Annotated in this window: 22 protein-coding genes; 9 read left to right on the plus strand and 13 right to left on the minus strand. The window is 74.1% G+C overall.

Annotated features, from left to right (window positions below; genetic code table 11):
- The first annotated feature begins 110 nt into the window (after positions 1-110).
- Complete coding sequence (locus J1M44_RS03425) at positions 111-1,031, plus strand: carbohydrate kinase family protein (RefSeq protein ID WP_144825041.1); 921 nt, start codon at positions 111-113, stop codon at positions 1,029-1,031.
- A gap of 103 nt (positions 1,032-1,134) precedes the next feature.
- Here the strand turns inward: J1M44_RS03425 and J1M44_RS03430 are convergent, their stop codons facing one another.
- Complete coding sequence (locus tag J1M44_RS03430) at positions 1,135-2,211, minus strand: malate dehydrogenase (RefSeq protein WP_144825015.1); 1,077 nt, start codon at positions 2,209-2,211, stop codon at positions 1,135-1,137.
- 73 nt (positions 2,212-2,284) lie between these two features.
- Between J1M44_RS03430 and J1M44_RS03435 the strand changes: the two genes are divergently transcribed.
- Entirely contained in the window at positions 2,285-3,133 is an 849-nt protein-coding gene (locus J1M44_RS03435; protein ID WP_002858222.1) for an HAD family hydrolase, read from the plus strand.
- A gap of 31 nt (positions 3,134-3,164) precedes the next feature.
- On the opposite strand, the gene J1M44_RS03440 is transcribed toward J1M44_RS03435, so the two are convergent.
- The 7 genes from J1M44_RS03440 to J1M44_RS03470 form a co-directional block, all read right to left on the minus strand.
- A complete protein-coding gene (locus J1M44_RS03440) occupies positions 3,165-4,883 on the minus strand; it encodes an RNA-binding domain-containing protein (RefSeq protein WP_049160718.1) in 1,719 nt (572 codons plus the stop codon).
- A gap of 72 nt (positions 4,884-4,955) precedes the next feature.
- Complete coding sequence (locus J1M44_RS03445; RefSeq protein ID WP_002858225.1) at positions 4,956-5,504, minus strand: NYN domain-containing protein; 549 nt, start codon at positions 5,502-5,504, stop codon at positions 4,956-4,958.
- A 33-nt stretch (positions 5,505-5,537) separates the two neighbouring features.
- The gene (locus tag J1M44_RS03450; protein ID WP_144824978.1) at positions 5,538-6,629 is read right to left on the minus strand and encodes a hypothetical protein; all 1,092 of its coding nucleotides are present in this window, start codon (positions 6,627-6,629) and stop codon (positions 5,538-5,540) included.
- Positions 6,630-6,651: 22 nt separating this feature from the next.
- Positions 6,652-8,154: an amino acid permease gene (locus tag J1M44_RS03455; protein ID WP_446724871.1), complete on the minus strand. Its 1,503-nt coding sequence runs from the start codon at positions 8,152-8,154 to the stop codon at positions 6,652-6,654.
- A gap of 100 nt (positions 8,155-8,254) precedes the next feature.
- The gene (locus J1M44_RS03460; protein WP_002858235.1) at positions 8,255-9,328 is read right to left on the minus strand and encodes a threonine aldolase family protein; all 1,074 of its coding nucleotides are present in this window, start codon (positions 9,326-9,328) and stop codon (positions 8,255-8,257) included.
- Between the two features lie 5 nt (positions 9,329-9,333).
- On the minus strand, positions 9,334-10,008 hold the full coding sequence (locus J1M44_RS03465; protein WP_144824980.1) for an SDR family NAD(P)-dependent oxidoreductase: 675 nt from the start codon (positions 10,006-10,008) through the stop codon (positions 9,334-9,336).
- A 3-nt stretch (positions 10,009-10,011) separates the two neighbouring features.
- Positions 10,012-11,442: a DUF6421 family protein gene (locus tag J1M44_RS03470; RefSeq protein ID WP_144824981.1), complete on the minus strand. Its 1,431-nt coding sequence runs from the start codon at positions 11,440-11,442 to the stop codon at positions 10,012-10,014.
- 123 nt (positions 11,443-11,565) lie between these two features.
- Here J1M44_RS03470 and J1M44_RS03475 point away from each other — a divergent pair, with 123 nt between their 5' ends.
- Both J1M44_RS03475 and J1M44_RS03480 read left to right on the plus strand, forming a co-directional pair.
- A complete protein-coding gene (locus J1M44_RS03475; RefSeq protein WP_144824982.1) occupies positions 11,566-12,024 on the plus strand; it encodes an Lrp/AsnC family transcriptional regulator in 459 nt (152 codons plus the stop codon).
- Positions 12,025-12,106: 82 nt separating this feature from the next.
- Entirely contained in the window at positions 12,107-12,937 is an 831-nt protein-coding gene (locus J1M44_RS03480; RefSeq protein WP_206480548.1) for a glycerophosphodiester phosphodiesterase family protein, read from the plus strand.
- An 11-nt stretch (positions 12,938-12,948) separates the two neighbouring features.
- On the opposite strand, the gene J1M44_RS03485 is transcribed toward J1M44_RS03480, so the two are convergent.
- The 3 genes from J1M44_RS03485 to J1M44_RS03495 form a co-directional block, all read right to left on the minus strand.
- Positions 12,949-14,454, minus strand: coding sequence for an aldehyde dehydrogenase family protein (locus J1M44_RS03485; protein ID WP_144824984.1), 1,506 nt, complete (start codon positions 14,452-14,454; stop codon positions 12,949-12,951).
- 201 nt (positions 14,455-14,655) lie between these two features.
- Positions 14,656-16,374, minus strand: a complete 1,719-nt coding sequence (gene pgm, locus J1M44_RS03490; RefSeq protein WP_144824985.1) for a phosphoglucomutase (alpha-D-glucose-1,6-bisphosphate-dependent) — start codon at positions 16,372-16,374, stop codon at positions 14,656-14,658.
- 67 nt (positions 16,375-16,441) lie between these two features.
- Entirely contained in the window at positions 16,442-16,870 is a 429-nt protein-coding gene (locus tag J1M44_RS03495; RefSeq protein ID WP_002858246.1) for a Fur family transcriptional regulator, read from the minus strand.
- 161 nt (positions 16,871-17,031) lie between these two features.
- On the opposite strand from J1M44_RS03495, the gene J1M44_RS03500 reads away from it, so the two are divergent.
- From J1M44_RS03500 to J1M44_RS03510, 3 genes are all read left to right on the plus strand, one after another.
- A complete protein-coding gene (locus J1M44_RS03500; protein WP_144824986.1) occupies positions 17,032-18,150 on the plus strand; it encodes an acyl-CoA hydrolase in 1,119 nt (372 codons plus the stop codon).
- Positions 18,147-20,270 (plus strand): PIG-L family deacetylase, encoded by a 2,124-nt coding sequence (locus J1M44_RS03505; protein WP_144824987.1) that lies wholly within the window; start codon positions 18,147-18,149, stop codon positions 20,268-20,270. The genes J1M44_RS03500 and J1M44_RS03505 overlap by 4 nt, the downstream gene beginning before the upstream one ends.
- A 98-nt stretch (positions 20,271-20,368) precedes the next feature.
- Positions 20,369-20,926 (plus strand): DUF4190 domain-containing protein, encoded by a 558-nt coding sequence (locus tag J1M44_RS03510; protein WP_065572774.1) that lies wholly within the window; start codon positions 20,369-20,371, stop codon positions 20,924-20,926.
- Positions 20,927-20,935: 9 nt separating this feature from the next.
- Here the strand turns inward: J1M44_RS03510 and J1M44_RS03515 are convergent, their stop codons facing one another.
- Positions 20,936-22,444, minus strand: a complete 1,509-nt coding sequence (locus J1M44_RS03515; RefSeq protein WP_144824988.1) for an amidase — start codon at positions 22,442-22,444, stop codon at positions 20,936-20,938.
- Positions 22,445-22,527: 83 nt separating this feature from the next.
- Between J1M44_RS03515 and J1M44_RS03520 the strand changes: the two genes are divergently transcribed.
- Together J1M44_RS03520 and pheA are read left to right on the plus strand one after the other, a co-directional pair.
- Complete coding sequence (locus J1M44_RS03520) at positions 22,528-22,854, plus strand: rhodanese-like domain-containing protein (RefSeq protein ID WP_002858251.1); 327 nt, start codon at positions 22,528-22,530, stop codon at positions 22,852-22,854.
- On the plus strand, positions 22,851-23,801 hold the full coding sequence (gene pheA, locus J1M44_RS03525) for a prephenate dehydratase (protein ID WP_010079683.1): 951 nt from the start codon (positions 22,851-22,853) through the stop codon (positions 23,799-23,801). The genes J1M44_RS03520 and pheA overlap by 4 nt, the downstream gene beginning before the upstream one ends.
- A gap of 320 nt (positions 23,802-24,121) precedes the next feature.
- Here the strand turns inward: pheA and J1M44_RS03530 are convergent, their stop codons facing one another.
- A complete protein-coding gene (locus tag J1M44_RS03530) occupies positions 24,122-25,300 on the minus strand; it encodes a diacylglycerol/lipid kinase family protein (RefSeq protein ID WP_098471061.1) in 1,179 nt (392 codons plus the stop codon).
- Between the last annotated feature and the right edge of the window lie 22 nt (positions 25,301-25,322).

Here is a 25,322-nt window from a genome sequence, read left to right on the forward strand (position 1 = left end):
GTCGGGGATGGGGGTGTCGGGCGTTTCTCGGGGGCCTGGAAGCTTGCGCACAGCCCCGGTTCCGCGCCGGTGATTAGGGTACCGTGGGGCGCGTGGCTCAGTACTGTGGTGTGATCGGAGAGGCGCTCGTCGACGTCGTGGTCTCGGACACCGCGACCCCTCGCGTGCACGTCGGTGGCAGCCCCCTGAACGTGGCCGTGGGCCTGAGCCGGCTGGAGCGGCCCGTCCTGTTCGCCGGCCGCCTCGGCCGCGATGCGCACGGGGACATGATCGCCTCGCACCTGCGGGAGAACGGCGTGCGCTGCCTGCTCGGGCCGGATGCCGCCGCCACCTCCGTGGCCACCGCCCGCCTGGACCCCACGGGCGCCGCCAGCTATGAGTTCGAGCTGGACTGGACGCTGCCGCCCGCCGCCGCGCTCGCCCGGGACTTCGACGACGCCGCCGGCGGCCCCCTGCACCACATGCATGCCGGCTCCATCGCCACCATGCTCGCCCCCGGCGACGCCGAGGTGATGGCCCTGCTCGAGCGGATCTCCGCGGTCACGACCATCAGCTACGACCCCAACGTGCGGCCCACGATCGTGCCGGACCGGGCGTTCGCCCGCGCCCGCGCGGAGGAGTCCGTGCGGCTGGCGGACGTGGTGCACGCCTCGGACGAGGACATCGCGTGGCTGTACCCGGACCGCCCGCTGCGCGAGTCGCTGCAGGCGTGGCAGCAGATGGGCCCGGCGTTCGTGGTGATGACCCGCGGCGCCGAGGACATCGTGGCCGTCAGCGCGCACGGCGTGGTGGAGCGGCCGATCGTGCCCGTGGACGTCGCGGACACCGTGGGCGCCGGTGACTCGTTCACCGCCGCCCTGCTCGCCGCCCTCGACGACCGCTCCCTGCTGGGCGCCGCGAACCGCGGCCGCCTGCACGCGATGGACCCGGCCGACGTCGAGTCGGTGCTGATCTACGCCTCCCGCGCGTCGGCGATCACGGCCTCCCGCCCGGGCGCGGACCCGCCCACGCGGGCCGAGTTGGCGGACTGATCCCACGCTCGCCCGTCCCCGCACGAATCTGTTGCGCATCTGACCCTTCCGGCGGGTGGGGACGCCCCCAGAAGGGTCGGAAACGCAGAAGATCCCGGCCGCCTCAGAGCAGGCCCAGCCCTCGCACGGCGTCGCGCTCGGCCTCCAGCTCGGCGACGGTCGCGGCCAGCCGCCCGCCCTCACCCGGCAGCACGGACTCGTCCGGCTCCAGCCCCGGCACGATCCGCCACGCGGTGCCGCCGTCGGAGGTCACGGGGAACGAGCTGATCAGCCCCTTCGGCACCCCGTAGGAGCCGTCCGAGACCACCGCCGCGGACGTCCAGCGGGACGCGCCGTCCGCGTCCACGCCGGTGCCCAGAGTCCAGTCGCGCATGTGGTCGATCGCCGCGGACGCCGCCGACGCCGCCGAGCTCGCCCCGCGCACCTCGATGATCTCCGCGCCCCGCTTCGCCACGCGCGGCACGAACTCCTCGCCCGCCCACACCGGGTCCACCACCTCGAGCGCCGGCCGCCACGTCCCCTCCACCCGCACGCGGGCGTGGGTGAGGTCCGGGAACTGGGTGGCGGAGTGGTTGCCCCAGATCGTCACACCGGCCACGTCCGTCACCGCGACGCCGGCCCGCGCCGCCAGCTGCGCCACGGCCCGGTTGTGGTCCAGCCGGGTCAGCGCCGTGAAGCGCTCGGCCGGCACGTCCGGGGCGTGCGCGGCGGCGATCAGCGCGTTGGTGTTGGCCGGGTTCCCGACGACGACGACCCGCACGTCCTGCGCCGCGTGGTCGTTGATCGCCCGGCCCTGCGGCCCGAAGATCCCGCCGTTCGCCTCGAGCAGGTCGCCGCGCTCCATGCCCTTCGTGCGCGGCCGCGCGCCGACGAGCAGCGCGTGCTGGACCCCGTCGAAGGCCCGGGCCGGGTCGTCCGTGACCTCCACGTCGGCCAGCAGCGGGAAGGCCGCGTCAGCGAGCTCCATGGCGGTGCCCTCCGCGGCGCCCCGGGCGGCCGGGATCTCGAGCAGGCGCAGCCGGACCGGGGTGTCCGGGCCGAGCATCCCGCCGGCGGCGATGCGGAAGAGCAGCGCGTAGCCGATGTTGCCTGCGGCGCCGGTGACAGTGACCGTGCGGGGCGTCGTGGACGCGGGGTCCGGGGCGGTGTCCTGTGCGGTGGTCTGCTGTGCGGTGTCCACGCCCCCATCGTGCCCCTGCTCGCCCGCGGAGGACACCCCGGCCCGCCGCACGGCCCCGGCCTAGACTGGGCGCATGCCCGCCCTGCCCCTGCCCTCGCGTCGTCCGCGGATGATCGCGACGGACCTGGACGGCACCATCATCGGGTACCGGCACACGCGGTCGGGGCGCCTGAGCCCGCGCACCATCACGGCGCTGCGGGACGCCCACGACGCCGGCGTCGAGGTGGTGTTCGTGACCGGCCGCCCCCTGCGCTGGCTCGGCCCGCTGAGCGCGCAGCTCGGTCCCGTCGGCCCGGTGATCTGCTCCAACGGCGCCGTCGTCGTGGACACCGCCACGGACGACGTCCTGATCGCCCACCCCATGCCCGTCGAGGCCGTGTGGACCGCCACGGACCGGCTGCGCGCCCTGGACCGCACCGTGTCCTTCGGCGCCGAGACCCTCGAGGGCTTCTTCTGGGAGCACGCGTTCTCCGAGCGCGCCGAGTTCCGGGCCGAGGTCCACGCGGCGGCCACGCTCGAGGCCGCGCTGCCGGGTCGGCTGGGCGTGGTGAAGCTGCTGGCCCGCTCGGACACCCTGGCCCCGGACGCCTTCCTCGCCGCGGCCCGCGCCGAGCTGGACGAGCTCGTGAGCGCCACGCACTCCGCGCCCGGCATCGCGCTCGTGGAGATGTCCGCGCCGGGCGTGCACAAGGCCGCGACCCTCGCCGAGTTCGCCGCGAGCAAGGGGGTCGCGCCGGCCGACGTCGTCGCGTTCGGGGACATGCCCAACGACCTGGAGATGCTCCAGTGGGCCGGTCTCGGCCTGGCCGTGGCCTCGGGCCACCCGTCGCTGCTGGCCGCGGCGGACGGCGTGGTCGGGGCGTGCGACGACGACGGGGTGGCCGCCACCGTCGAACGCCTGCTGGAGCTGCCCGCGGACTGAGCCGCGGGCCGCCCCCGGCGGTCAGAGGAACTCATCTCCTACGACGCGACTTCTTGGCGATGAGCCACCGGACGGTCGGGCCGCGTTCCGGGCCCGCAGGATCCTTCATGACGACACCGGCATCGCGCAGGTCCGCGAGCAGTTGGCGGGCCTGCTGGACGTCCAGATCGAACATGTTTCGGATGGTCTTGTTTGTGATCCAGCCGTATTCGTCCAAGTGCGCCTCGACCCGTCGCCGCGCCTGGTCTGCCTTGGTCCTGTGTGTCACCGCCGTCCCCAAGCCGGCTGCGGTGAGAGGGAGGAGCCGCCATGCGGCCTTCCGACTCGATGGTGAGGAAGAGCGTTCGAACAGCGCGTGCGGCGCCGTCGAGAGTGTATCAACGCGATGAGAGGCCTCGTCGACGGGAACCTGCAGAATGCGCGCCGCTTCGTCGGCGGAGAGAGAAGGCCGTCGGCACAAGTGATCGAGGAGGAGGATGGCATCGACATTCTCGCGTAGCTCAGGCGGCAGGGTGGCCAGAAAACGGGCGAATGCGCGGTTCGGCGCGCCGGTGCTGAACCGCACGGTCACGGAATAGTCATCCGGCTCGATGACCGGCTGCGTTTGCCCCACTCGGATTTGCTCCCGAAACATCCGATCGATGCCTCGTGAGGTGCGCTCTGCGAGTCCGAGCTGTTGGAGGAGGGACATCAACTGCGGGTTCCGCGGCGTCGACACGGTGCTGAGGAGACGGTCCGGATCCACGCCGTAGGGGAGCGAGCCTGGAGAGTGCACCGTCAAGGTGGTGGCACTGTGGTCGATGACAACGCGGTCCCGCACTCCGTAGTCACGGTGGACCAGCGCGTTCGTGACCGCTTCCTCGACGGCGAGGGGCGAGAAGTCGGGGAGCGCCAGTTCCTGACCCGTCGGCAAGGGGATCGAGGTCACTTCCGGATTGATGGCGGTGTTGATGAGCCCCATGACGGTGGTGAGTGCCTGGGCCACGGGGAGTCGCAGCCGGCGTGTCGAAGGCTCGGCTCCGGGTGCAGGGCGGGTCAAGAAGTCCACGGTGTCATGATCTGGTGGGCAGAAGACGAGCTCTCCCGCCACGAGTAGGTTTCCTTGGCCGTCGACCGCCCCCAGACTGCGGAGAAGGTCGTCATCGTGCAGATCCGCGAGCTGGCGTCGAAGGTCCGGGAGTCGGCGCAACAGATCTCGCACATGGTCAAGGGCATCGCTGCTGACGTCCTTGGGGCCCCGTTCGGAGCGGCGCGCAGTGAAGTCCGGATTCCGACGGGTGTAGCCGAGGTGGCGTCGAGCCGCTTCCGACATGGGATGGCAGTCGGTCCCCCGGCGTTGATGCGCGACGCCTTTGGAATTCGTCACGAGGTCGAGGCCTTCGACGACGCGGATCACGAGGATCCGATGCTCGTGACGGTGCTCCTCACGGATGTCCACCGTCACGGGCGGTGTGGTGTTGTGGTGCAATCTCGCGCGTAAATCGTTGCGGTCGGCCGAGGTGCCCGTGAAGGCTTCCGGGCCGCTCGACTTGTCGTCGACTCCCAGTACGATGTGACCACCGTCTGCGTTGGCGAAGCAGATGACGGCTGTCGTCAATTCGTCGATGAGCTGGGCGCGCGGGTTGCCGCGGAATTCCGCCACGGTGGCCGGGTCACGTTTGAAGTCGAGGGTCTGACTTTCCAGGTCGGCGGCGGTGGCCCCCCGCTCCAGGGCATCGAGGGCGCGGGCCACTTCGTCGAGTTTAGTCACGAGTTTATCGTAAGGGCAGAACTATCTCCGCGTCTATAAACTCGCGAGGAGCCGCGGGCCGCCCCCGGCGGGTCAGAGGAACTCGTACGGGTCGAACGCCTCGACGTCGATCACGCGCAGGCGCGGCAGGGACGAGTCGAACGCGCCCACCGCGTGCTCGAGGTCGAAGAACTCGACCCCGGGGATGCGGCGCAGCTCGTGGGAGAGGAACTCCTCGAAGCCCATGATCCCGGTGCGCCGGCCCGGCGTGGCCGCGAGGTCGGTGAGCTGGGGGGCGAAGTCGGCGTCGTGGCTGACGAGGACGACGTCGTCCTCCCGGCCCAGCAGCGCCTCCGCGGTGCGCTGGATGCCGATGTCCACGACCTTGCCCTCGCCGCGTAGCATGATCGGCTGGAAGCCGAGGGCGGTGAGCGCCTGGACGAACGGGATGGGGATCTCGCCGTCGATGGCGAGGAAGAACAGGCCCTTGACCGGCTGGTCCCAGCGGTCCTCGAGGTAGCCGAGCAGGCGCTTCCAGCGCGGCCGCTCGTCGGGCTGGGGGCGCCGCTGCAGGATGGACGTGCCGAGGGTGGCGTCGATGTTCTCGCCGTCGATCAGCAGGTAGGTGGTTCGCTCGCTCACGCTCTCGAGGCTACCCGCTGGGGTGGACGTCGGTCAGCGCGCGCGGTCGAACGGGGCCGTCAGCAGGCGGACGACGCCCTCCAGCGGCCCCGCGCGGAACGGGCCGATACGCACGACGGCCCGCCACAGCAGCGGCAGCAGCAGCGCGCCGGCCACCAGCACGGCCAGGTTGAACCACGTGTCGTCCGTGCCCGTGGCGCTGCGCCACGGCCCGGGTCCGAGCCCCCGCACCCAGCCGAGGTACCACAGGTGCGCCACGTACACGGACAGCGTCATCGCGCCGGGCACGGCCAGCAGCCCGGCCCACCGCGGCGCCAGGGCCGCGCACCCGCCGAGCACGGTCAGCACGAGGCCCGTGTCCAGCAGGGCCTCCGCCGGGGTCGCCGTGTAGGGCACGGGGGCGGCGCCGGTCTGCGTCCGGGACAGGGCCAGCACGACGCCGGCCAGCGCGATCCCCCCGGCCGCCCAGGCGAGCCCCGTGAGCCGTGCGCGCCGGGCCGGGGCCGCCGTCGTCGTGCCGTGGACGGTGGCGACCAGCACCGCCCCCAGCAGCGCCCACGCGAGGAACAGGGGGAGACGGTACGGGCCGTCCGTGAGGAACGCGGAGACCCACGGGGTCAGCGTCGCGCGGCTCAGCCCGAGGGCCTGAGCGAGGGGGACGAGCCGGTCGACGACGTCGGCCGTCGGCGTGGCGGCGAGCAGGAGGCCGCCCCCGCCGCTGAGGAGGGCCAGCACGAGGTGCGCGCCGAGCGGGAGGGCGGCCAGCAGCGCCATGAGCACCGTGAGCACGGCCAGGTGCGCCAGCACGTTCACGACGGCCGCCCCGAAGTGCCCGGTCAGCCACACCGCCCCGAACAGGGCGGCCGCCCGCACGAGCGCGCGGGACACGGCCCGGCCACGGCCCAGCCACTCCGCCTCGAGGCGCGCGCCCACGCCCACGAGCGCCGCGAACAGGGGCGCGGTGAGGTGCTCGGAGAGGTGGAGCACCCCGCCCGGGCCGCCGGTGGGCGCCGTGTGGGCGACCATCATCGAGACCAGGGCCAGACCGCGCGCGACGTCCACCCAGACCAGGCGGCCGCGGGCGGTGGGGGTGACGGCGGGGACGTGGGACGAGCGGGCGGACACGGCGACCTCCGGGGTGGGGGACTCAGTCCAGGACGCGGGTGAGGTCGGCGTCCTCGTAGCGGACCGGCTTCGAGCCGGTGACGAGCTTGTGGCCGAGCCACAGCGCGAGGAACAGGGGCAGGCCGATGTACGCGGTGGCCACGGCCACGAGGTCCACGTCGCCCATGAATGCCTGGTAGTTCTGCCCGAGGATCACGACAGCGCACATGACCAGCGCGACGATCGGGCCCAGGGGGAACAGGAACGCGCGGTAGGGCAGGTCCTTCGGGTCGTGGCCCTGCGCGACGTAGGCCCGCCGGAACCGGTAGTGGCTCCAGGCGATGCCCATCCACACGATGAACCCGGCCAGGCCCGAGGCGGAGACGAGCCACACGTAGGCGGCGCCGTCCCCGATGAACGTGGTCAGGAAGCACGCCGCGCCCACCGCGGTGGTGGCGTAGAGGGCGTTCATGGGCACGCCGCGCCGGTTCACCTTCGCCAGGAAGCGCGGGGCCTTGCCGGAGTCGGCCAGGGCCCAGAGCATGCGGGTGGAGGCGTACAGGCCCGAGTTGCCCGCGGAGAGGATGGCCGTGAGGATCACGGCGTTCATCACGGAGGCGGCGGCGAGCACGCCCGCGTTCTCGAAGACGAGCGTGAACGGGGAGATCGAGATGTCCTCGACGTCGCTGCCCAGCAGGTGGGGGCTGGTGTAGGGGATGAGGAAGCCGACGACGGTGATCGCGCCGACGTAGAAGAGCAGGATGCGCACGAACACGGTGCGGATCGCCTTGGGCACGTTCTTCTCCGGGTCCTCGGCCTCGCCCGCGGCGACGCCGACCAGCTCGGTGCCCTGGAAGGAGAAGCCGGCCACCATGAAGATCGCCAGGATGCCGGCGCCGCCGCCCACGAAGGGGGCCTCGCCGTCGGTCCAGTTGTGGAAGCCGGGGGAGGAGCCGCCGAGGATGCCGACGATCATCAGGACGCCGAGCACCAGGAAGATCACCACCGTGGCGACCTTGATGAGCGAGAACCAGAACTCGCTCTCGCCGTAGGCGCGCGTGGAGAGGGCGTTGAGGCCGAAGAGCAGCGCGAGGAAGATCGCGGACCAGATCCACGAGGGCACGTCCGGGAGCCAGTACCGCATGATCAGGGCCGCCGCGACGAGCTCGGCGGCCACCGTGATCGCCCAGTTGTACCAGTAGTTCCAGCCGATGGCGAAGCCGAACGAGGGGCTCACGAAGCGGGTCGAGTACTCCTCGAACGCGCCGGAGACCGGCAGGTACGTGGACATCTCACCGAGCGACTGCATCAGCAGGAACACCATGAAGCCGATGGCCACGTAGGCCACGAGGGCGCCACCGGGGCCGGCGGTCGCGATGGTGTTGCCCGAGGCCACGAAGAGACCCGTGCCGATGGCGCCGCCCATCGCGATCATCGTCAGATGCCGGGATTTGAGGGTGCGCCGCAGGGAGCCGCCCTCGGGGGTGGCGTGGGCGGCGGAGGCGGGCGGCGTCGACGGGGACGTCCGGGGTGCGCTGGTGTCCACGGTGGCCTTTCGGTGGGAGAGCGGTCGGACGCGCGTCGAACGCCGCGGCATCCCACCCTGCTGCAAGGTGGTAGAAGGGTATCCCGGCCGGGAGCGCCCGTCAGGCGGCGGGGGCGAGTTCGGCGCGCAGTGCGGCCGTGAACGCGTCCACGTCCTCTTCGGTCGTGTCGAAGCCGCACACCCAGCGCACCTCGCGCCGCGCCGCGTCCCAGTCGTAGAACCGGAAGCGGGCGCGCAGCCGGTCGGCCACGCCCTCGGGCAGGACGGCGAACACGGCGTTGGCGTCCGTGGCCTGCGTGAGCTCGACGCCGGCCAGCGAGCCGTCGGCGACCCCCGCCTCGATGCCGGCGCGCAGCCGGGCGGCCATGGCGTTGGCGTGGCGGGCGGAGCGCAGGTACAGGTCGCCGTCGAACAGCGCGAGCAGCTGCGCCGAGACGAAGCGCATCTTCGAGGCCAGCTGCATCTGGTTCTTGCGCAGGTACACGAGGCCGTCCGCGGCGTCCGGGTCGAGCACGACGACGGCCTCGGCCAGCAGCGCCCCGTTCTTGGTGCCGCCGAGGGAGAGCACGTCCACGCCGACGTCGGTGGTGAAGGCGCGCAGCGGCAGGCCCAGGGAGGCCGCGGCGTTGGCGATGCGGGCGCCGTCCATGTAGACGCGCATCCCGTGTTCGTGGGCGTAGTCCGTGATGGCCTTGACCTCGTCCGGGGTGTAGACCGTGCCGAGCTCGGTGGACTGGGTGAGGTAGACGACCAGAGGCTGGGCGCGGTGCTCGTCACCCCAGCCCCAGGCCTCGGCGGCGATCAGCTCGGGGGTGAGCTTGCCGTCGTCGGTGGCCACGGGCAGCAGCTTGATGCCGGCGGACTTCTCGGGCGCGCCGCCCTCGTCCACGTGGATGTGCGCGGTGTCCGCGCAGATCACCGCGCCCCAGCGGGGCAGCATGGCCTGGAGCCCGACGACGTTCGCCCCGGTCCCGTTGAACATCGGCCACGCGGTGGCGTCCTTGCCGAAGTGCTGGGCCACGACCTCCTGGAGACGCGCCGTGTACACGTCCTCGCCGTAGGCGACCTGGTGGCCCCCGTTGGCCTCGGCGAGCGCCGCGAGCACCTCCGGGTGGACGCCGGAATAGTTGTCCGAGGCGAAGCCCCGCTCCTGCGGATCGTGGATCCTCTGCATGTCAGTTACGTTCCCTTCTCCTGGAGCGTGAGGACGGCGTCGTTCAGCGCGCCCGCCTCAGCCTCCCACAGTCGCATGTACTCCTCGGCCAGCCGTTCCTCGAGCCCGGCGAGGGACTTCACGCGGAACACGACGGCCGCCGAGCGCAGCGGGGTCTCCGCGTCCCGGGCGGCCTGGGCCCAGCCCTGCGCCACCGCGCGGGTCCATGCTTCGCTCGCCGCCTTCACCGCGGCGTAGTTCGCGCCGCCGGCGAGCGGCCGGGTCACCGCCGTGGACGAGACGATCGCGAGGCGTCCGGCGGACGAGGCCCGCAGGTCGTCGTCGAGGGCCCGGCTCACGTGCCGCAGCGCCGTGAACGAGGCCTCGAGGGCGCGGTAGTCCTCCTCGGACTGGCCGGCGAGGCCCCCGCCGCCGCGCCAGCCGCCCACCAGGTGGAGCAGGCCGTCGATCCGGGTGCCGCGGGCGTGCAGGTCTTCGACGAGGCCGCGGACGGTGGCCTCGTCCGTGAGGTCCAGGGCCGCGGTCTCGGCGCCGAGACCGGCGAGCGGGGCGAGCTTCGCGGCGTCGCGCCCGGTCGCGACGACGTGCGCGCCGGCGTCGAGGAGCGCGCGGGCGGCGACCCGGCCCGAGACGCTCGTGGCGCCCGCGATCAGGACCACACGGTCGGTCAGGGCGGCCACGGGTCAGGCGTCCGTGCCGCGGATCCCGGCGGTGGACTCGATGACGCCGCTCATCTTCTTCTCGAGGGCCTCGAAGAACATGGACAGCGGGAACTCGTCGTCGAGCACGAGGTCGGTGTAGCCCTTGGGCGGGCCGGCGAGCACCTCGCGCGGCAGGCCCTGCGCCCACACGGAGGCCGGGTGCGGGGTGACCACGGAGGCCACGAGCTCGTAGGCCTGGAGCCAGTGCACGGTCTTGGGGCGGTCGATGGACTCCCAGTAGAGCGTGTCGATGGCGTCGCCCAGCTCGACGACGGCGTCGGCGAGCCGGTCCCAGTCCACGCTGAGGGCGACGTCCCGCCACTGGATCACGTCCTTGCGGTGCAGCCAGGCGAAGAGCAGCTGGCCGCCGAGGCCGTCGTAGTTGCGGACGCGGGAGCCGGTGAGGGCGAAGCGGAAGACGCGGTCGAACAGGACCGCGTGCTGCACGAGCCCGGCGTGGCGGCGGGTCTGCTCCTCGAGCGCGGTGAGCTGCTCGCCCGCGGCGGCGCGCGCCGTGAGGCGGCGCTCGATCGCCACGCACTCGCGGAAGGCGGTCATGTCGCAGCGCATCTCCTCGAGCGTGTAGAGGAAGAACGGCATGCGCTGCTTGATCATGAACGGGTCGAAGGGCAGGTCGCCGCGCATGTGCGTGCGGTCGTGGATGAGGTCCCACATCACGAAGGTGCCCTCGGCGAGCTCCTGGCTGGAGAGGAGCTCGGCGAGCTCGGCCGGGAGCTCGAGCTGGGTGATCTCGGCGGCGGCGGTGACGACCCGGCGGAAGCGGGCGGCCTCGCGGTCCTGGAAGATGGCGCCCCACGTGAAGGTGGGGATCTCGCGCATGGCCACGGTCTCGGGGAAGAGGACCGCCGAGTTCGTGTCGTAGCCGGGCGTGAAGTCGATCAGGCGCAGGGAGAGGAAGAGGCGGTTGCCGTAGTCGCCGGCCTCGAGCTCGGCGATGAACTCGGGCCAGATGGTCTCGACGACGAGGGCCTCCACGTGCCGGTCCGGGGAGCCGTTCTGCGTGTACATCGGGAAGACCACGAGGTGCCGGACGCCGTCGACGCGGTGCTCCTGCGGCTGGAAGGCGACGAGGGAGTCCAGGAAGTCGGGCTCGGCGAAGCCGCCGTCGGCCCAGCGGGCGAAGTCGCGGGGCAGGGCGGCGAGGTAGGCGGCGTCGTGCGGGAAGAGCGGGGCGAGCTCCTCGACGGCGGCGACGATGGTCTCCACGTGCTCGCGCGCGGCCGCGTGGTCCGCCGGGTCCGGGATGGAGCCGTCCTTCACCTGCAGGGGCTGCAGGGCGGTGGCGGCGGCCTTGAGGCGGAGCCAGGCCGGGTGGGTCTCGACGGTGCGCGCGTCGGCCGGGGTCTCCGGGACGACGACGTCGGCCCGGGTGGGCTGCAGAGTGGTGGACATGGAACCCTCCTGAGGTCGAAGCGCCGGAAAATATCCGGTGACGCGGATCACTTGCCGGAAGGTTTCCATGAGCGCACGGGGCTGTCAACCCGGCGGCCGGGGCCGGCTGATAGCGTGCGGCGCATGGACGACCCTGTCGACGTGCGGCTCGCGGCCGCCGTCTCCCATGACCCGCGCGCCACGCTCGCCCAGCTCTCCGAGCGGATCGGCCTCTCGACCTCCGCCGTGCAGGCGCGTCTGCGCCGGCTCGAGAGCACGGGCGTGATCACGGGCTATCGCGCGCTGCTCGACCCCGAGGCCGTGGGCAGGCCGCTCTCCGCGTTCATCGAGATCAGCCCGCTGGACCCGCGCCAGCCCGACGACGCCCCCGAGCTCCTCGAGTCCATCGCGGCGATCGAGGCGTGCCACTCCGTGGCCGGCGACGCCGCGTACATGCTCTTCGTGCGCGTGGGCTCGCCGCGCGAGCTCGAGGCCCTCGTGACCGAGATCCGCCAGACGGCGTCGGTGTCCACCCGGACCACCGTGGTGCTGCAGACCTTCTTCGAGCACCGGCCCATGCTGGAGCTGCCGGCGGAGGACTGAGGGCGGGCGCTTCGGCCCCTCCTCTGGCGTTCCCGGCTGCGGCGGCGGGCGCCCCGCCGCCCGTCCCCGCTACCGTGATCCCGTGCGTCCGACCTCGCCCCCCGCCTACCTCACCGACTCCGTCCCCGCCCGTCGCGGCCACCCGCTGGGGTTCGCGCACCGGGGCGCCGCCGTCGACCGGGAGAACTCCCTCGCCGCGTTCGTGGACGCCCACGCCGCCGGGTTCACCTATCTCGAGCTGGACGTGCGCACCACGGCGGACGGCGAGCTCGTCGTCTTCCACGACGACACCCTGGACCGCGTCAGCACCGGCCGCGGCCGGCTGCGCGACCACACGTGGGAGCGGCTGGCGGACGTCACGGTCGGCGGGGAGCCGCTGCTGCGCTTCACCGAGCTGCTCACGGCGCTCCCCGAGGCACGCCTCAATGTGGACCTCAAGGACCGCGCGGCGGCCCCGGCCCTGGCCCGCATCCTCGCCGAGCACGGAGCCTGGGACCGCGTGCTCGTCGCCTCGTTCCACGACTCGCGGCGCCGCCTCTTCCGACGCGCCCTCGCCCGCCTCGGACACCCCGAGCGGGCGTACGGGCCGGAGCGGGTGGCGACGTCGGGCGGGGCGGCCGCCATCGCGGCGCTCGTGACGCTGGGCCCGCTGGGACTGACCCGCTGGCTGCGCCGGTACGCCCTCGACGTCGACTGCGTGCAGGTGCCCGTCCGGCACGGCCGCGTGCCCGTGGCCACCCCCGACTTCGTGCGCCGCTGCCACGCGGCGGGCCTGCCGGTGCACGTGTGGGTCGTGGACGAGCCCGCGGAGATCGAGCGCCTGCTCGACCTCGGCGTCGACGGCGTCATGACCGACCGTGCCGACGTCCTCGCCGAGGTGTACTCCCGCCGCGGGTTCTGGCCGCAGCGCTGATCCCCGCCCCCTCAGAGCATCTTCGGCAGCAGCGCCCGCTTCATCCGCCCGTACGGCGGGTAGGCGGTCTTGAGCGTGTCCACCTGGTCCGACTTCGTGATGGACGGGCGCAGGTGGGAGAACGTCTCGAACCCGTGGATGCCGTGGTACGCGCCCATCCCGGACGCGCCGATCCCGCCGAACGGCAGCGTCGCGATGCCGGCGTGCAGCAGGCCGACGTCGTAGCCGAGGCCACCGGCCTGCACCTGGTCGTCGAACGCGCGGTGGTAGCTGGGCCGGTCCGTGAAGAGGTAAGCGGCCAGCGGGTGCGGGCGCTCCGCGATGAAGTCCAGGGCGTCCTGGAAGGTGTCCACGGTCAGCACGGGCAGGATCGGGCCGAACAGCTCCTCCTGCATGAGCGCACCGTCCGGCTTGACGCCCGTCACCACGGTCGGCGCCATGTACCGCCCCGCCACGTCCACGTCGCCGCCGACGAGCAGCTCGGCGCCGGCGTCGAGGTCCGCCTGGAGCATCTCCCGCAGCCGCTCCGCGTGCTCGGCGGAGATGAGCCGGCCGTAGTCCCTCGACGCGCGGGGGTCGTCGCCGTAGAACTCGCGCAGGGCTGCGGGGAGCTCGGCGGTCACCTGGCGCAGCGCGGCCTCGCCGACGGCCAGCACGTAGTCCGGGGCCACGCACGTCTGGCCCGCGTTGGTGAACTTCGCCCACGCGATGCGGCGGGCCATCGCGCCCGTGTTCCGCGACGGTGTCACCACCGCCGGCGACTTGCCGCCCAGCTCGAGCGTCACGGGGGAGAGGGTCTTCGCCGCCGCCTCGTAGACGATCCGGCCCACGCGCTCCCCGCCGGTGTAGAGGATGTGGTCCCACGGCTCCGCCAGCAGCGCGGTGTTGCACTCCTTGCCGCCCGCCACCACGGAGACCAGCGCGGAGTCCAGGTACTGCGGCACCAGCTCCCGCAGCGCCGCCGCCGTGGCCGGGGCCTTCTCCGACGGGCTGAGCACCACCGTGTTGCCGGCCGCCAGCGCGCCCACGACCGGGGCGAGCGCGAGCTGCACCGGGTAGTTCCACGCGCCGATGACCAGCACGAGACCCTTGGGCCGCGGCCGGACCTCCGCGCTCGCGGGTCGCAGGGCCAGCGGCAGCTTCACGGGCCGCGGCTCCATCCAGTCGGTCAGGTGCAGCAGCGAGTGGTCCACCTCGGAGCGCACCGAGACGATCTCCGTGATCAGCGCCTCGGTGGCCGGCTTGCCCAGGTCCGTGCCGAGCGCCGCGACGAACCGGTCCTCGTGCTCGGTCAGCATCCGCTTCAGGCCCTTGAGCTGGCGCACCCGCACCGCGCGCGGGTGGGCGGCGCGGGAGCGGGCGGCGGCGCGCAGACGCTCGACGGCGGCCCGCGGCTCCTCGGGTCGGGGCCCGGCCGGCGCGATCGGCAGGGCCTCGGTGGGCAACGGCTCGCGGACGGGATCGTCGTCGGGGGCGTCGGGGGAGTCGGTGGTCAGACCGGGGGGCTGCGTGCTCATGTCGGCCACGCTACCGAGCGGCCCTGTGCGACGGCAGGGCGTGGCGCCGTCGTCGTCCCCGCGCGACCCGCGCACTTTCGTGTGGAAGACGGCGCCCCCAGGGCCTTTTCGTTCGAGAAACGGCCCGCGCCCCGCCGTTTCCCGAACGAAAGCGGTGCGACACGCCGCCGTTTCCCGAACGAAAGCGGGCGGGGGTGGGGGTCAGCCGATGACCGCGTCCACCAGCTGCTGGGCCTCCGCCTGCACCTGCGTCAGGTGCTCGGGGCCGCGGAAGGACTCCGCGTAGATCTTGTAGACGTCCTCGGTGCCGGAGGGCCGCGCCGCGAACCACGCGTGCTGCGTGACCACCTTGAGCCCGCCGATCGGGGCGTCGTTGCCCGGGGCGTTGGTCAGCGTCGCGAGGATGGTCTCACCGGCCAGCTCGGTCACCGGGACGTCGTCGGGGGAGAGGGTCTTCAGCTTCGCCTTCTGCTCGGCGGTCGCGGGGGCGTCGATGCGCGCGTACGCCGGGTCGCCGTGCAGGGCCACGAGGTCGCGGTACCGCTCGGACGGGGACTGGCCCGTCACGGCGATGATCTCCGCGGCCAGCAGGCACAGCAGCAGCCCGTCCTTGTCCGTAGACCACGGGCTGCCGTCGAACTGCACGAAGGACGCGCCCGCGGACTCCTCGCCGCCGAACACGCCGGTGCCCGTCAGCAGGCCCGGCACGAACCACTTGAAGCCCACCGGCACCTCCACGAGCTCGCGGCCCAGGTCCCCGGCCACGCGGTCGATCATCGAGGAGCTCACCAGGGTCTTGCCCACGCCCGCGCTCTGGGGCCACTGGTCGCGGTGGCGGTAGAGGTAGTCGATGGCCACGGCGAGGTAGTGGTTCGGGTTCATCAGCCCGCCGTCGGGGGTGACGATCCCGTGCCGGTCCGCGTCGGCGTCGTTGCCGGTGGCAACGTCGAAGGGCACCTGCCCGTCCGCGTCCGGGGTCATCCGCTCGATCAACGAGGCCATCGCGTTCGGCGACGAGCAGTCCATGCGGATCCTGCCGTCCCAGTCCAGGGTCATGAACCCGAACCGCGGGTCGACCTCGGGGTTCACCACGGTCAGATCCAGCCCGTGGCGGTCGGCGATCTCGCCCCAGTACGCCACGGACGCCCCACCCATGGGGTCGGCGCCGATGCGCACGCCCGCCTCGCGGATCGCCTCCACGTCGATCACCTGCGGCAGATCGGACACGTACCGGTCCAGGAAGTCGAAGCCGCCCAGCTTCGCGTGGCCGGCGACGTCGGCGCCCGCCACCCGGTGCACGCCCGCCAGCCCGCCGGCGAGCAGCTCGTTGGCGCGGTCGGCGATCCACGTGGTCGCCTCGGTGTCCGCGGGGCCGCCGTGGGGCGGGTTGTACTTGAAGCCGCCGTCCGCGGGCGGGTTGTGCGAGGGGGTGATCACGAGGCCGTCCACGAGGCCGGCGTTGTCCCCGTCCACCGCGAAGCCCGACGGCGACAGCTCGCGCCCGGCGTTCAGGTGCAGGATCGCGTGGGACACGGCGGGGGTGGGCGTGTAGCCGCCGCGGGAGTCGACGAGCACCTCGACGTCGTTGCCGAGCAGCACCTCGACGGCGGTGTCCTGCGCGGGCCCGGACAGGGCGTGCGTGTCCTTGCCGACGAGGACCGGCCCCGTGATCCCGTGGTGCGCGCGGTACTCGACCACGGCCTGCGTGATGGCGGCGATGTGGTCGTCGTTGAACGAGGTCGTGAACGCGGAGCCGCGGTGGCCGGAGGTGCCGAACACGACCTTCTGCGCCGGGTCCGTCGGGTCCGGGTGACCGGTGCGGTACGCCTCCAGGAGGGCGTCGACGTCGATCAGGTCCTGCGGCAGGGCGGGGGTGCCGGGACGCTCGGCGGCGGGCAGGGCGGCGGTGTTCTCGGTCATGTGCCACACCTTGGCACGGGCGGGCGGACGGGGGAAGACGCGCGGCCCAGCGGGACGACGCCGACGGTCACTCCCGGCAGCCGGCGCACAGCCCCCAGTAATAGACCTCGGCCTCGTCGACCGCGAAGCCGTGGTCCTCGGGGGCGTCGAGGCACGGGGCGGAGCCGGTGCGGCACGGCACATCCACGACCGTGCCGCAGCCGCGGCACACCAGGTGGTGGTGGTTGTCGCCCGTGCAGATCTCGTAGCGGGCCGGGGAGCCGGCGGGCTGCAGGGAGCGCACGAGCCCGGCCTCGGTGAGCGCGTGGAGGCAGTCGTAGACGGCCTGGTGCGAGGTGCCGGGCAGGGCCCGACGGACGGCGGCCAGCACGGTGGACGCGTCCGCGTGGGGGTGGTCGGCGAGGGCGGTCAGCACCGCCAGGCGGGGCCGGGTCACGCGCAGGCCGACGCCGCGCAGCAGCGTGCGCTCATCCTCGTCCCGCGTCGTGGTCTCCATGCCAGTCGATCCCAGCCGGTTCTCTGGAACATGTCAAGAAAGGGCGGGCCGCTTCGCCCCCGGCGCACCGGCCATTCCCCGCCGTGCCCGTGCTGACTACGGTGAATCCTCGACCCCGGGGCGCACCGGCCCGGGCGCCGTCGACGAGGAGGTCCCCACCCATGGCCCAACCCGAGCCCGTCCGCCTCGTCCCGGGTGGAGCCGTGGACCGCCCGGCCGAGCAGGCCCTCCTCACGGCCGCCGAGGCCTGCGACGGCGACGTCGACGCGATGGTCGAGCTGCTCCGTGCGGCTTCCGGTGCCCCGTCCGGCGAGGACGCCGCACCGCTCGACCTGCCGCTGACCGGCGCGGGGCGCACCCGCGAGCAGTGGGAGCTGCTCGCCTCCGTCGCCGCGCAGGACCTCTCGGCCGCCCGGGTGCTCGAGCCCCATCTGGACGCGCTCTCGATCCTGTCCCAGGCCGGCGTCCCCGCCCCGGCCGGGCTGCTCGGCGTCTACGCCTCCGAGTCCGGCGGCCGCACCCCGGCCCTGCGCCCCGCCTCGGACGGCCCCGACACCGCCTGGCTGCTCGACGGCGAGAAGCCGTGGTGCTCGCTCGCGGACCGGTGCGCGGCCGCCGTCGTGACCGGCCGGGAGGCGGACGGCACCCGCCGTGCCGTGCTCGTGGACCTGTCCCACCCCGGCGTCGCCGAGACCGACTCGGCCTGGCCCGCGCTCGGCCTCGCCCCGATCCGCACGGTGGGCCTGGCCTTCGACGCCGTCCCCGGCAGCGCCGTCGGCGGCGCCGAGTGGTACCTGCGCCGGCCCGGCTTCGCGTGGGGCGGCATCGGCGTGGCGGCGGTGTGGTTCGGCGGCGCCGTCGGCATCGCCCGCACCCTGCGGAACGCCACCGCGGCCCGCGCGGCCGCCCAGGCCGAGGGCCGCGGACCGGGCCCCGACCAGATCGGCCAGGCCGCGCTGGGCCGCGTCGACCGGCTGCTCCACGCGATGGCCGCCCTGCTCGCCCGTGCCGCCGACGACGTGGACGCCGGCCGCCTGGACCACGGCCGCGGCATGGTCGAGGCCGACCGGATCCGCGGCACCGTGGCGCAGCTGTGCACCGAGGTGATGGACGTCGTCGGGCAGGCCACCGGCCCCGGCCCGCTCACCGGCAGCGCCGCGCACGCCCGCGCCGTCGCCGACCTGCAGGTCTACCTGCGCCAGCACCACGGACACCGCGACGACGCCCGGCTGGGCGCCGCACTCCTGACCGGCGAGACCGACGGCGGCTGGACGTGGTGAGCTTCTCCCACACCGACGACGGCACGTCCGAGGCCGCCTGGGCCGAGGGCGGCGTCGGCGATCTGCCGGAGCTGCGCCTGCCCGTCTGGGACGCGGAGACGCTGCTGCTCGTGGCCGTGGCCCACCCGGACGACGAGACCCTCGCCGCCACCGGCCTGATCCGCTCCGCCCTGCGCGGCGGGGCACGCGTGCACGTGCTGGTCGCCACCGCCGGCGAGGCTTCCCACCCGCATTCGCCCACGCACACGCCCGCGGACCTGGTCCGGCTGCGCCGGGACGAGATGGAGCACGCCCTCGACGCCCTCGCCGCCGGCCTGCCCGCCTCCGCGGGCCCCGGCACCCCGGCGCGGGACCGGCTGACGTGGGCGTCCCTGGCCCTGCCCGACTCCGGCGTGGCCGAGCACGAGGACGCCGTGCGCGACGCCGTCGCCGCGGCCCTCGACGCCCACCCCGGTCCCGCCGTGCTCGCCTCCCACGACCCGGGCGACGGCCACGCGGACCACGAGGCCGTGGGCCGGGCCGTCGGCGCGGTCGCGGGCGAGTGCGACCTGCCGCTCTACGCCTTCCCCATCTGGTTCTGGCACTGGGCCGACCCGGCCGACCTGCCCGCCCGCCGCTACCGACGGCTGCCGCTCACCGAAGACGACCGTGCCGCCCGCCGCGCCGCCCTCGACGCGCACGCCTCCCAGGTCCGGCCCCTCTCCGCCGCGCCCGGCGACGAGGCGATCCTCGGCCCCGCCGTGCTCGCCCACCACGAGCGCCCGTTCGAGGCCCACCGCGTCTCCGGCCCCGACGACGCCGACGCCCACCGGGCCGCCGCCGTCTTCGACCGGCTCTACCGGGCCCAGGAGGACCCGTGGCGCTACCTCAGCTCGCCGTACGAGGCCCGCAAGCGGGCGCTCACCCTCGCCGCCCTGCCCCGGCCCCGCTACGGGACCGTGGTGGAGGCGGGCGCGTCCATCGGCGTGCTCACCGCGGACGTGGCCGCGCGCGCGGACCGCGTGGTCGGCCTCGAAGCCTCCGACATCGCTGTGGATCGCGCCGCCGCCCGGCTGGCCGACGCGCCGCACGCCGAGGTGCGCCGTGCCGTGCTGCCCGCGGACTGGCCGGCCGACGTCGCCGGCGCGGACCTCGTGATCGCCTCCGAGATCGGCTACTTCCTGCAGCCCGAGGAGCTCGACGCGCTGATCGACGACGCCGACGCCGCGCTCGCCCCCGGCGGCGAGCTGCTGCTGTGCCACTGGCGCCACCCCATCGAGGGCTGGCCACTGGACGGGGATGCCGTGCACGCGCGTGTCGCCGCCGACCCGCGCTGGCGGCTGCGCACCGAGCTCGTAGAGGACGACTTCCGGCTCAGCCTCCATGTGCGGGCCGCCGCCGCGACCCACGCCGTCGTCGTGGTGCCCGCCAAGGACGAACAGGAGCGGCTGCCGGCCGCGCTCGCGGCCCTCACCGCCGCCCTGGACCGTTGGGAGGAGCACCACGCGCAGGGCACGGCCGCGGTCGTGGTCGCCGCAGACCGCTGCGACGACGCCACGGTGGCCGCCGCCCTCGAGGCCCGCGCCGCCGACCCGCGCATCCACGTCCTCGAACTGGGGGAGCCGACCGCCGGGCAGGCCGGCGTCGGGCGGGCCCGCGTCGAGGGCGCCCGCCGGGCCCGCGCGCTGTTCCCCGACGTGCCCGCCGAACGCCTCTGGCTCGCCTCCACCGACGCGGACAGCCGCGTCCCCGCCGACTGGCTGCTGGCGCAGACCGTGGCCGCCGGCCGCGACGAGGTGCTCGTGCTGGGCACGGTGGACGTGCGCCAGGGGCCGCTGCGGCAGGCCTGGCTCCGCGGCTACCGGCACGAGGAGGGGCACCCGCACGTGCACGGGGCGAACCTGGGACTGCCGTGGTCGCTGTACGAGGCCGTGGGCGGGTTCCCGCCGGTGGCCGAGCACGAGGACGTCGGCCTGGCCGAGGCCGTGCGGGCCCTGGCGGGGGAGCGCGACGGCGGTGACGGCCGCCGGGTGCGCGTGATCGCCACCGACACCACCCGCGTGCTCACCTCGTCCCGCCTGGAGGGGCGGACCCCCGGCGGGTTCTCCGGGTACCTCAAGGCGGTGGGCCGGCCCGGGTGAGGCCGGCCGTGGAGCAGGGGTGCGGGGCCGGGCCGGGTCTGGGGGGCACCGCCAAGACTCGGCATCGGACCGCGACGCCCCGAACCGGAAGGACCGTCATGACCGACCCCCACGCCTCTCACGACCCGCGCCGCGAGGGCGCCCGGCCGAGCTGGTACGGGTCCGAGGCCGGTGCGGGCTCCTCCGGCACCGGCTCCTCCGCCGCCGGCTGGCCCGGCGACGCCGACCGCACCGCCTGGGACCAGGCCCCCTCGTACGCCGAGCAGGAGGAGCAGACCCGCCCCGCCTACGGGCAGCCGTACGGGTACGGCCAGGACGCGACCACCGTCCCCGCCTACGGCTACGGGCAGGGCGCGCCCGGCTACGGCTTCGGAGCCCCGCTGCAGCCCGGCCAGACCGAGGGAATCGGCCGCTCGGTGGCGTCCATGATCCTCGGCATCATCTCCGTGGTGGGCGGGTTCACGTTCCTCCTCCCGCCGATCGTGGGCGTGGTGCTCGGACACCTGGGCCTCAAGCGCGAGCCCCACGGCCGCGGCATGGCGATCGCCGGCCTCGTGATGAACTACGTGTCCCTCGCGCTGCTGCTGCTCGCCGTCGTGTTCCTCGTGATCCTGGTGATCGCCGGCATGTCCGTGAGCGACTACACCTCGACCTGACCGGCCGGCTCAGCCGGCCAGCAGCAGCTCGAGGTGCGCGGCCAGGGCGAGCAGGGGCGCGGACGTGCCGGGCCGGCCGATGAGCTGGACGGACCAGTTCAGGCCCCGCTCGTCCCGGAGCACGGGCACCGCGACCGCGGGCAGGCCGAGCACGTTGACCATCGAGGTGTAGGGCGTGAACGCGCACTGCGCCTCGTAGTTGGCCTCGGGCTCCATCGCCAGGAAGTGGCCGACCGGCGGGGGCGCGGTGGCCAGCGCCGGGGTCATCACCACGTCGACGGCGGCGAACTGCGCCCGCACCCCGCGTGACCACTCCTCGAGCCGGTGGGCGGCGTCGTCGATCTCGGCGCGCCCTGCGGCCCGGGCCGTGCGCAGGAAGTGCGCGGCCACCGCGCCCACGTGCGCCTCGGCGTCCTCCGGCAGCGGCGCCCGGAGCAGCCCGGCGGTCCACACCGTGCGGAAGTCCCGGTGGTAGTCCTCGCCGTAGTAGGGGGAGAGGTCCTCGACCGCGTGGCCGCCCGCGTCCAGGGCGGCGGCGGCCTTCGTCAGGGCGGTGAGGGCGGGCCGGGCCAGGGAGATCTCCAGGTCGGGGGCGAACGGCGAGGCCGTGGTGACGCCGATCCGGCGGGCGTCGACGGCGTCCCCGGCCCGGGCGGTCTCCACGGTGCGGCGCAGGTCCGGCAGCACCCGGCCGGGCAGGCCCTCGGGGGTGAGCATCACGTCGTAGAGCAGGGCGGCGTCCTCGACCGTGTGGGCCAGCGGGCCCGAGACCGTGAGGTTGCGGACCGTGTCCGCGTGCTCGTCCATCGGCAGCTCCCCGCGACCGGGCTTGAGGCCCACGAGCCCGCACGCCGCGGCGGGGATGCGGATGGACCCGCCCCCGTCCGAGCCCGGGGCGAACGGCAGGATCCCCGCGGCGACGGCGACCGCGGCCCCACCCGAGGAGCCTCCCGCGGTGCGGGTGGGGTCCAGGGGGTTGCGGGCCGGCGCCGTGACGAGGTTCTCCGAGTAGGAGTCCAGGCCGAACTCGGGCACGGTCGTCTTGCCGAGGGTGACCGTGCCGGCCGCGCGCAGGCGGAGCGCGAGCGGGTCGTCCTGCGCGGCCGGCGGCGCGTCGGCCAGCAGGGCGGAGCCGAACCGCGTGGGCATCCCGCGCACGTCGATCAGGTCCTTGTACGCCAGCGGAAGGCCGTGCAGGGAGGCGGGGGCGCCGTCGTCGTCCGGGGCGGGGGAGGTGCGCGGACCGGGCACGGCCCGGGGCGCGACGCGCGGGTGGGCCGCGTCCAGCTCGGCCGCACGGGTCCGGGCCCCCTCGGCGTCGAGGAGGGCGAACGCGCCGAGGTCCGCGTGGGCCTGGGCCGCGGCGAGGGCCGCCTCCGTGACCTCCCGGGCGCTCAGCTCCCCGGCGGCGAGATCCTGCCGCAGGCGCACGGCCGAGCGGTCCAGGAGCCGGGCCGGGCCGGGGGCCGAGGGGGTGCGGTCGTCGTCGGCGGCGGGTGCGGCGTCGGAGGTCTGCATGCGGCCGAGCCTAACGGGCGTGGGCCGGGTCATGGACGGCGGGGCCTTCCTGGGACGTCCGGGCGGGTGGCTACGCTGAAGCCATGAGCGCCTTCGAGACCGTCGATGTGAACGAGATCCCCGCCGATGCAACCATCCTGGACGTCCGCGAGGACGACGAGTGGGCCCTGGGCCGCGCCGCCGGCGCCCAGCACATCCCGCTGGGCCAGCTGCCGGACCGGCTCGAGGAGCTGGACCCGGACACGGACTACTACCTGATCTGCCGCACAGGCGGCCGCTCCGCCCGCGCCGCCGAGTTCATGACCGGCCGCGGCTACTCGGCCATCAACGTGGCCGGCGGCTCCGGCGCGTGGCTCGAGGCCGGCAAGCCGATGGAGGCCGACGGCGACGCCGAGCCCACCGTCAAGTGACGGGGACGGGCTCCGCTGACGCGACACCGTCGCGCCTGCGCTACGCCTTCCTCGGCCCGGCCGGCACCTTCACCGAGGCCGCCCTGCGGAAGGTGGCGGACCCGGCCGAGGCCGAGTTCGTGTCTGCGGGGTCCGTGCTGAGCGCCGTGGCGGCGCTGCGCAGAGGGGAGGTGGACCGCGCCGTCGTCCCCATCGAGAACTCGGTGGAGGGCGGCGTCTCCGCCACCGTGGACGAGATCGCCCTCGGGGAGACGCTGCAGATCCTCGCGGAGGTGCACGTGCCCATCAGCTTCGTGCTCGTGGGCCGGCCCGGCGTCGCGATCGAGGACGTGCGGCGCGTGACCACGCACCCCCACGCCTGGGCGCAGGTGCGCGGCTGGGCCGAGACGGCGCTGCCGGGTGTGGATTTCACGCCCGCCCCGTCGACGGCGGCCGGGGCCGGCCTCGTGGCCCAGGGCGACTTCGACGCCGCCGTGTGCGCCCCGCTCGTGGCCGAGCAGACCGGACTGCCGGTGCTCGCCGAGCGGATCGAGGACGTGCCGGGCGCCGTGACGCGCTTCGTGCTGCTCTCCCGGCCGACGGCCCTGCCCGCGCCGACGGGAGCGGACAAGACCACGCTGGTGGTGCCGCTGCCGGAGGACCGGCCCGGCGCCCTCGGGCAGATCCTGGCCGAGTTCACCACGCGCGGGGTGAACCTCTCCCGCATCGAGTCCCGGCCGACCGGCGAGGGCATCGGGCGATACTTCTTCTCCCTCGACCTCGAGGGGCACCTGGCGGAGGCCCGCGTGGGTGATGCGTTGGCGGCCCTGTACCGGGAGTACCCCGACCTGCGGTTCCTGGGCTCGTACGCGCAGGCCGAGCCCGTGCCCACGAGGGTGCCGGCCGAGTTCACCGACGCCGCGTATCGCTCCGGCCGCGCCTGGGTGGAGTCCCTCCGCTCCCGCTGAGGCCCGGGGCGTCACTTTCGTTCGGGAAACGGCGGCCCCAGGGCCACTTTCGTTCGGGAAACGGCGGGCCCCGAGGGACTTTCGTTGACGAAACGGGAGGCCCTGGGGCCACTTTCGTTGCCGACACGGGACGATCACCACGACGACGACGGGCCGTCGTCGTACTTCCCGCCCGCGCGCCGCCCCGGCGTCCGTTTCGTCAACGAAAGCGGTGGATGAGGCGTCCGTTTCGTCAACGAAAGCGGTGGATGAGGCGTCCGTTTCGTCAACGAAAGCGGTGGGGAAGCCGCCGTTTCCCGAACGAAAGCGGGGACGGGGGATCAGATGTGTGGGGCCGGTTCCGGGACGGGGGCGGCGGCGGAGACCCCGTCGTCGCGGACGGAGGCGTCGTCCTCGGCCACGAGCATCACGACGAGCGAGTCCGGCTGCACGCGGGCGTCGAGGGCGGTGATGACCCCGGTGGCGTCGCCGTCGAGCTGAGAGGGCATCGGCTCGGCGAACTCCACCTTCACGCGCTGCGCCTGCTCCGTGTGCATCACGGGGATGGAGCTGCGGGACCGGGTCACGGTCTTCACGGCGATCCGCGCCCAGTCGAGCGCGTGCCGGGGCGAGAGGACCATGACGTCGAGGAGGCCGTCGTCGAGCTTGGCCTGGGGCAGCAGCTCGACGCCGCCCGTGAGCATCCCGCAGTTGGCCACCATCACGGTGCGCACCTTGAACCGGCGGGGCAGACTGCCGTCGAGGGCCACGGTCACCTCATGCCGCTTGCCGCGCAGGTGCCGCATGCCGGCCTCGCTGTAGGCCAGCCAGCCGGCCAGGTCCTTCAGCTCGTCCTTGGTGTCCCCCATGATGTCCGCGTCGTAGCCGGCGCCGCCGATCACGGTGAAGGTCTGCCGGGTGACGCTCCCGTCCTCGTGCGTGAAGCGGACGTCCACGGTGTCGATGCGTCGCTGCCGGCCCCCCACGGCGATCCGCAGGCACTGCTCGACGTCGTTGATCGGCAGGTCCAGGTTCCGGGCCAGCAGGTTCCCGGTGCCCAGCGGCACCACGCCGAGGGCGACGTCGGTGCCGGCCAGCTGCTCGGCCACGGTGCGGACCGTGCCGTCGCCGCCCGCGGCGATCACGAGCCGGGCGCCGGCGTCGAGGGCCTGCCGTGCCATGGCGGTGCCGGGGTCGTCCTCCTGGGTCTCGAGCACGAGCACCTCGCCGAGGCCCTCCGCCGCCGCGAGCCGCTCGAGCTCGCGCCGCACCTGGCCCGCGTTCGTCTTGATGGGGTTCAGCACCAGCGCGACCTCGTGGCGGCCCGTGCCGATCCCGGGCACCTTCTCCAGCCGGCGCTGCACGCCGCCCACCCGTGCGTCGAGGGCGTCCACCAGGAGACGCGTCCGCTCGTGCTGCACGCCGAGGCGGACCTGGCGCACCGCCAGCACCACCACGACGACGGTCAGCACGGCCAGGAGCACCAGGGCGGCCAGCGCCATCCACCACTCGGGAGTCATGCCCCGAGTCTAGGCGTCGGCC

This window comes from Micrococcus sp. KRD128 (assembly GCF_017168395.1).
GTDB lineage: Bacteria > Actinomycetota > Actinomycetes > Actinomycetales > Micrococcaceae > Micrococcus > Micrococcus luteus.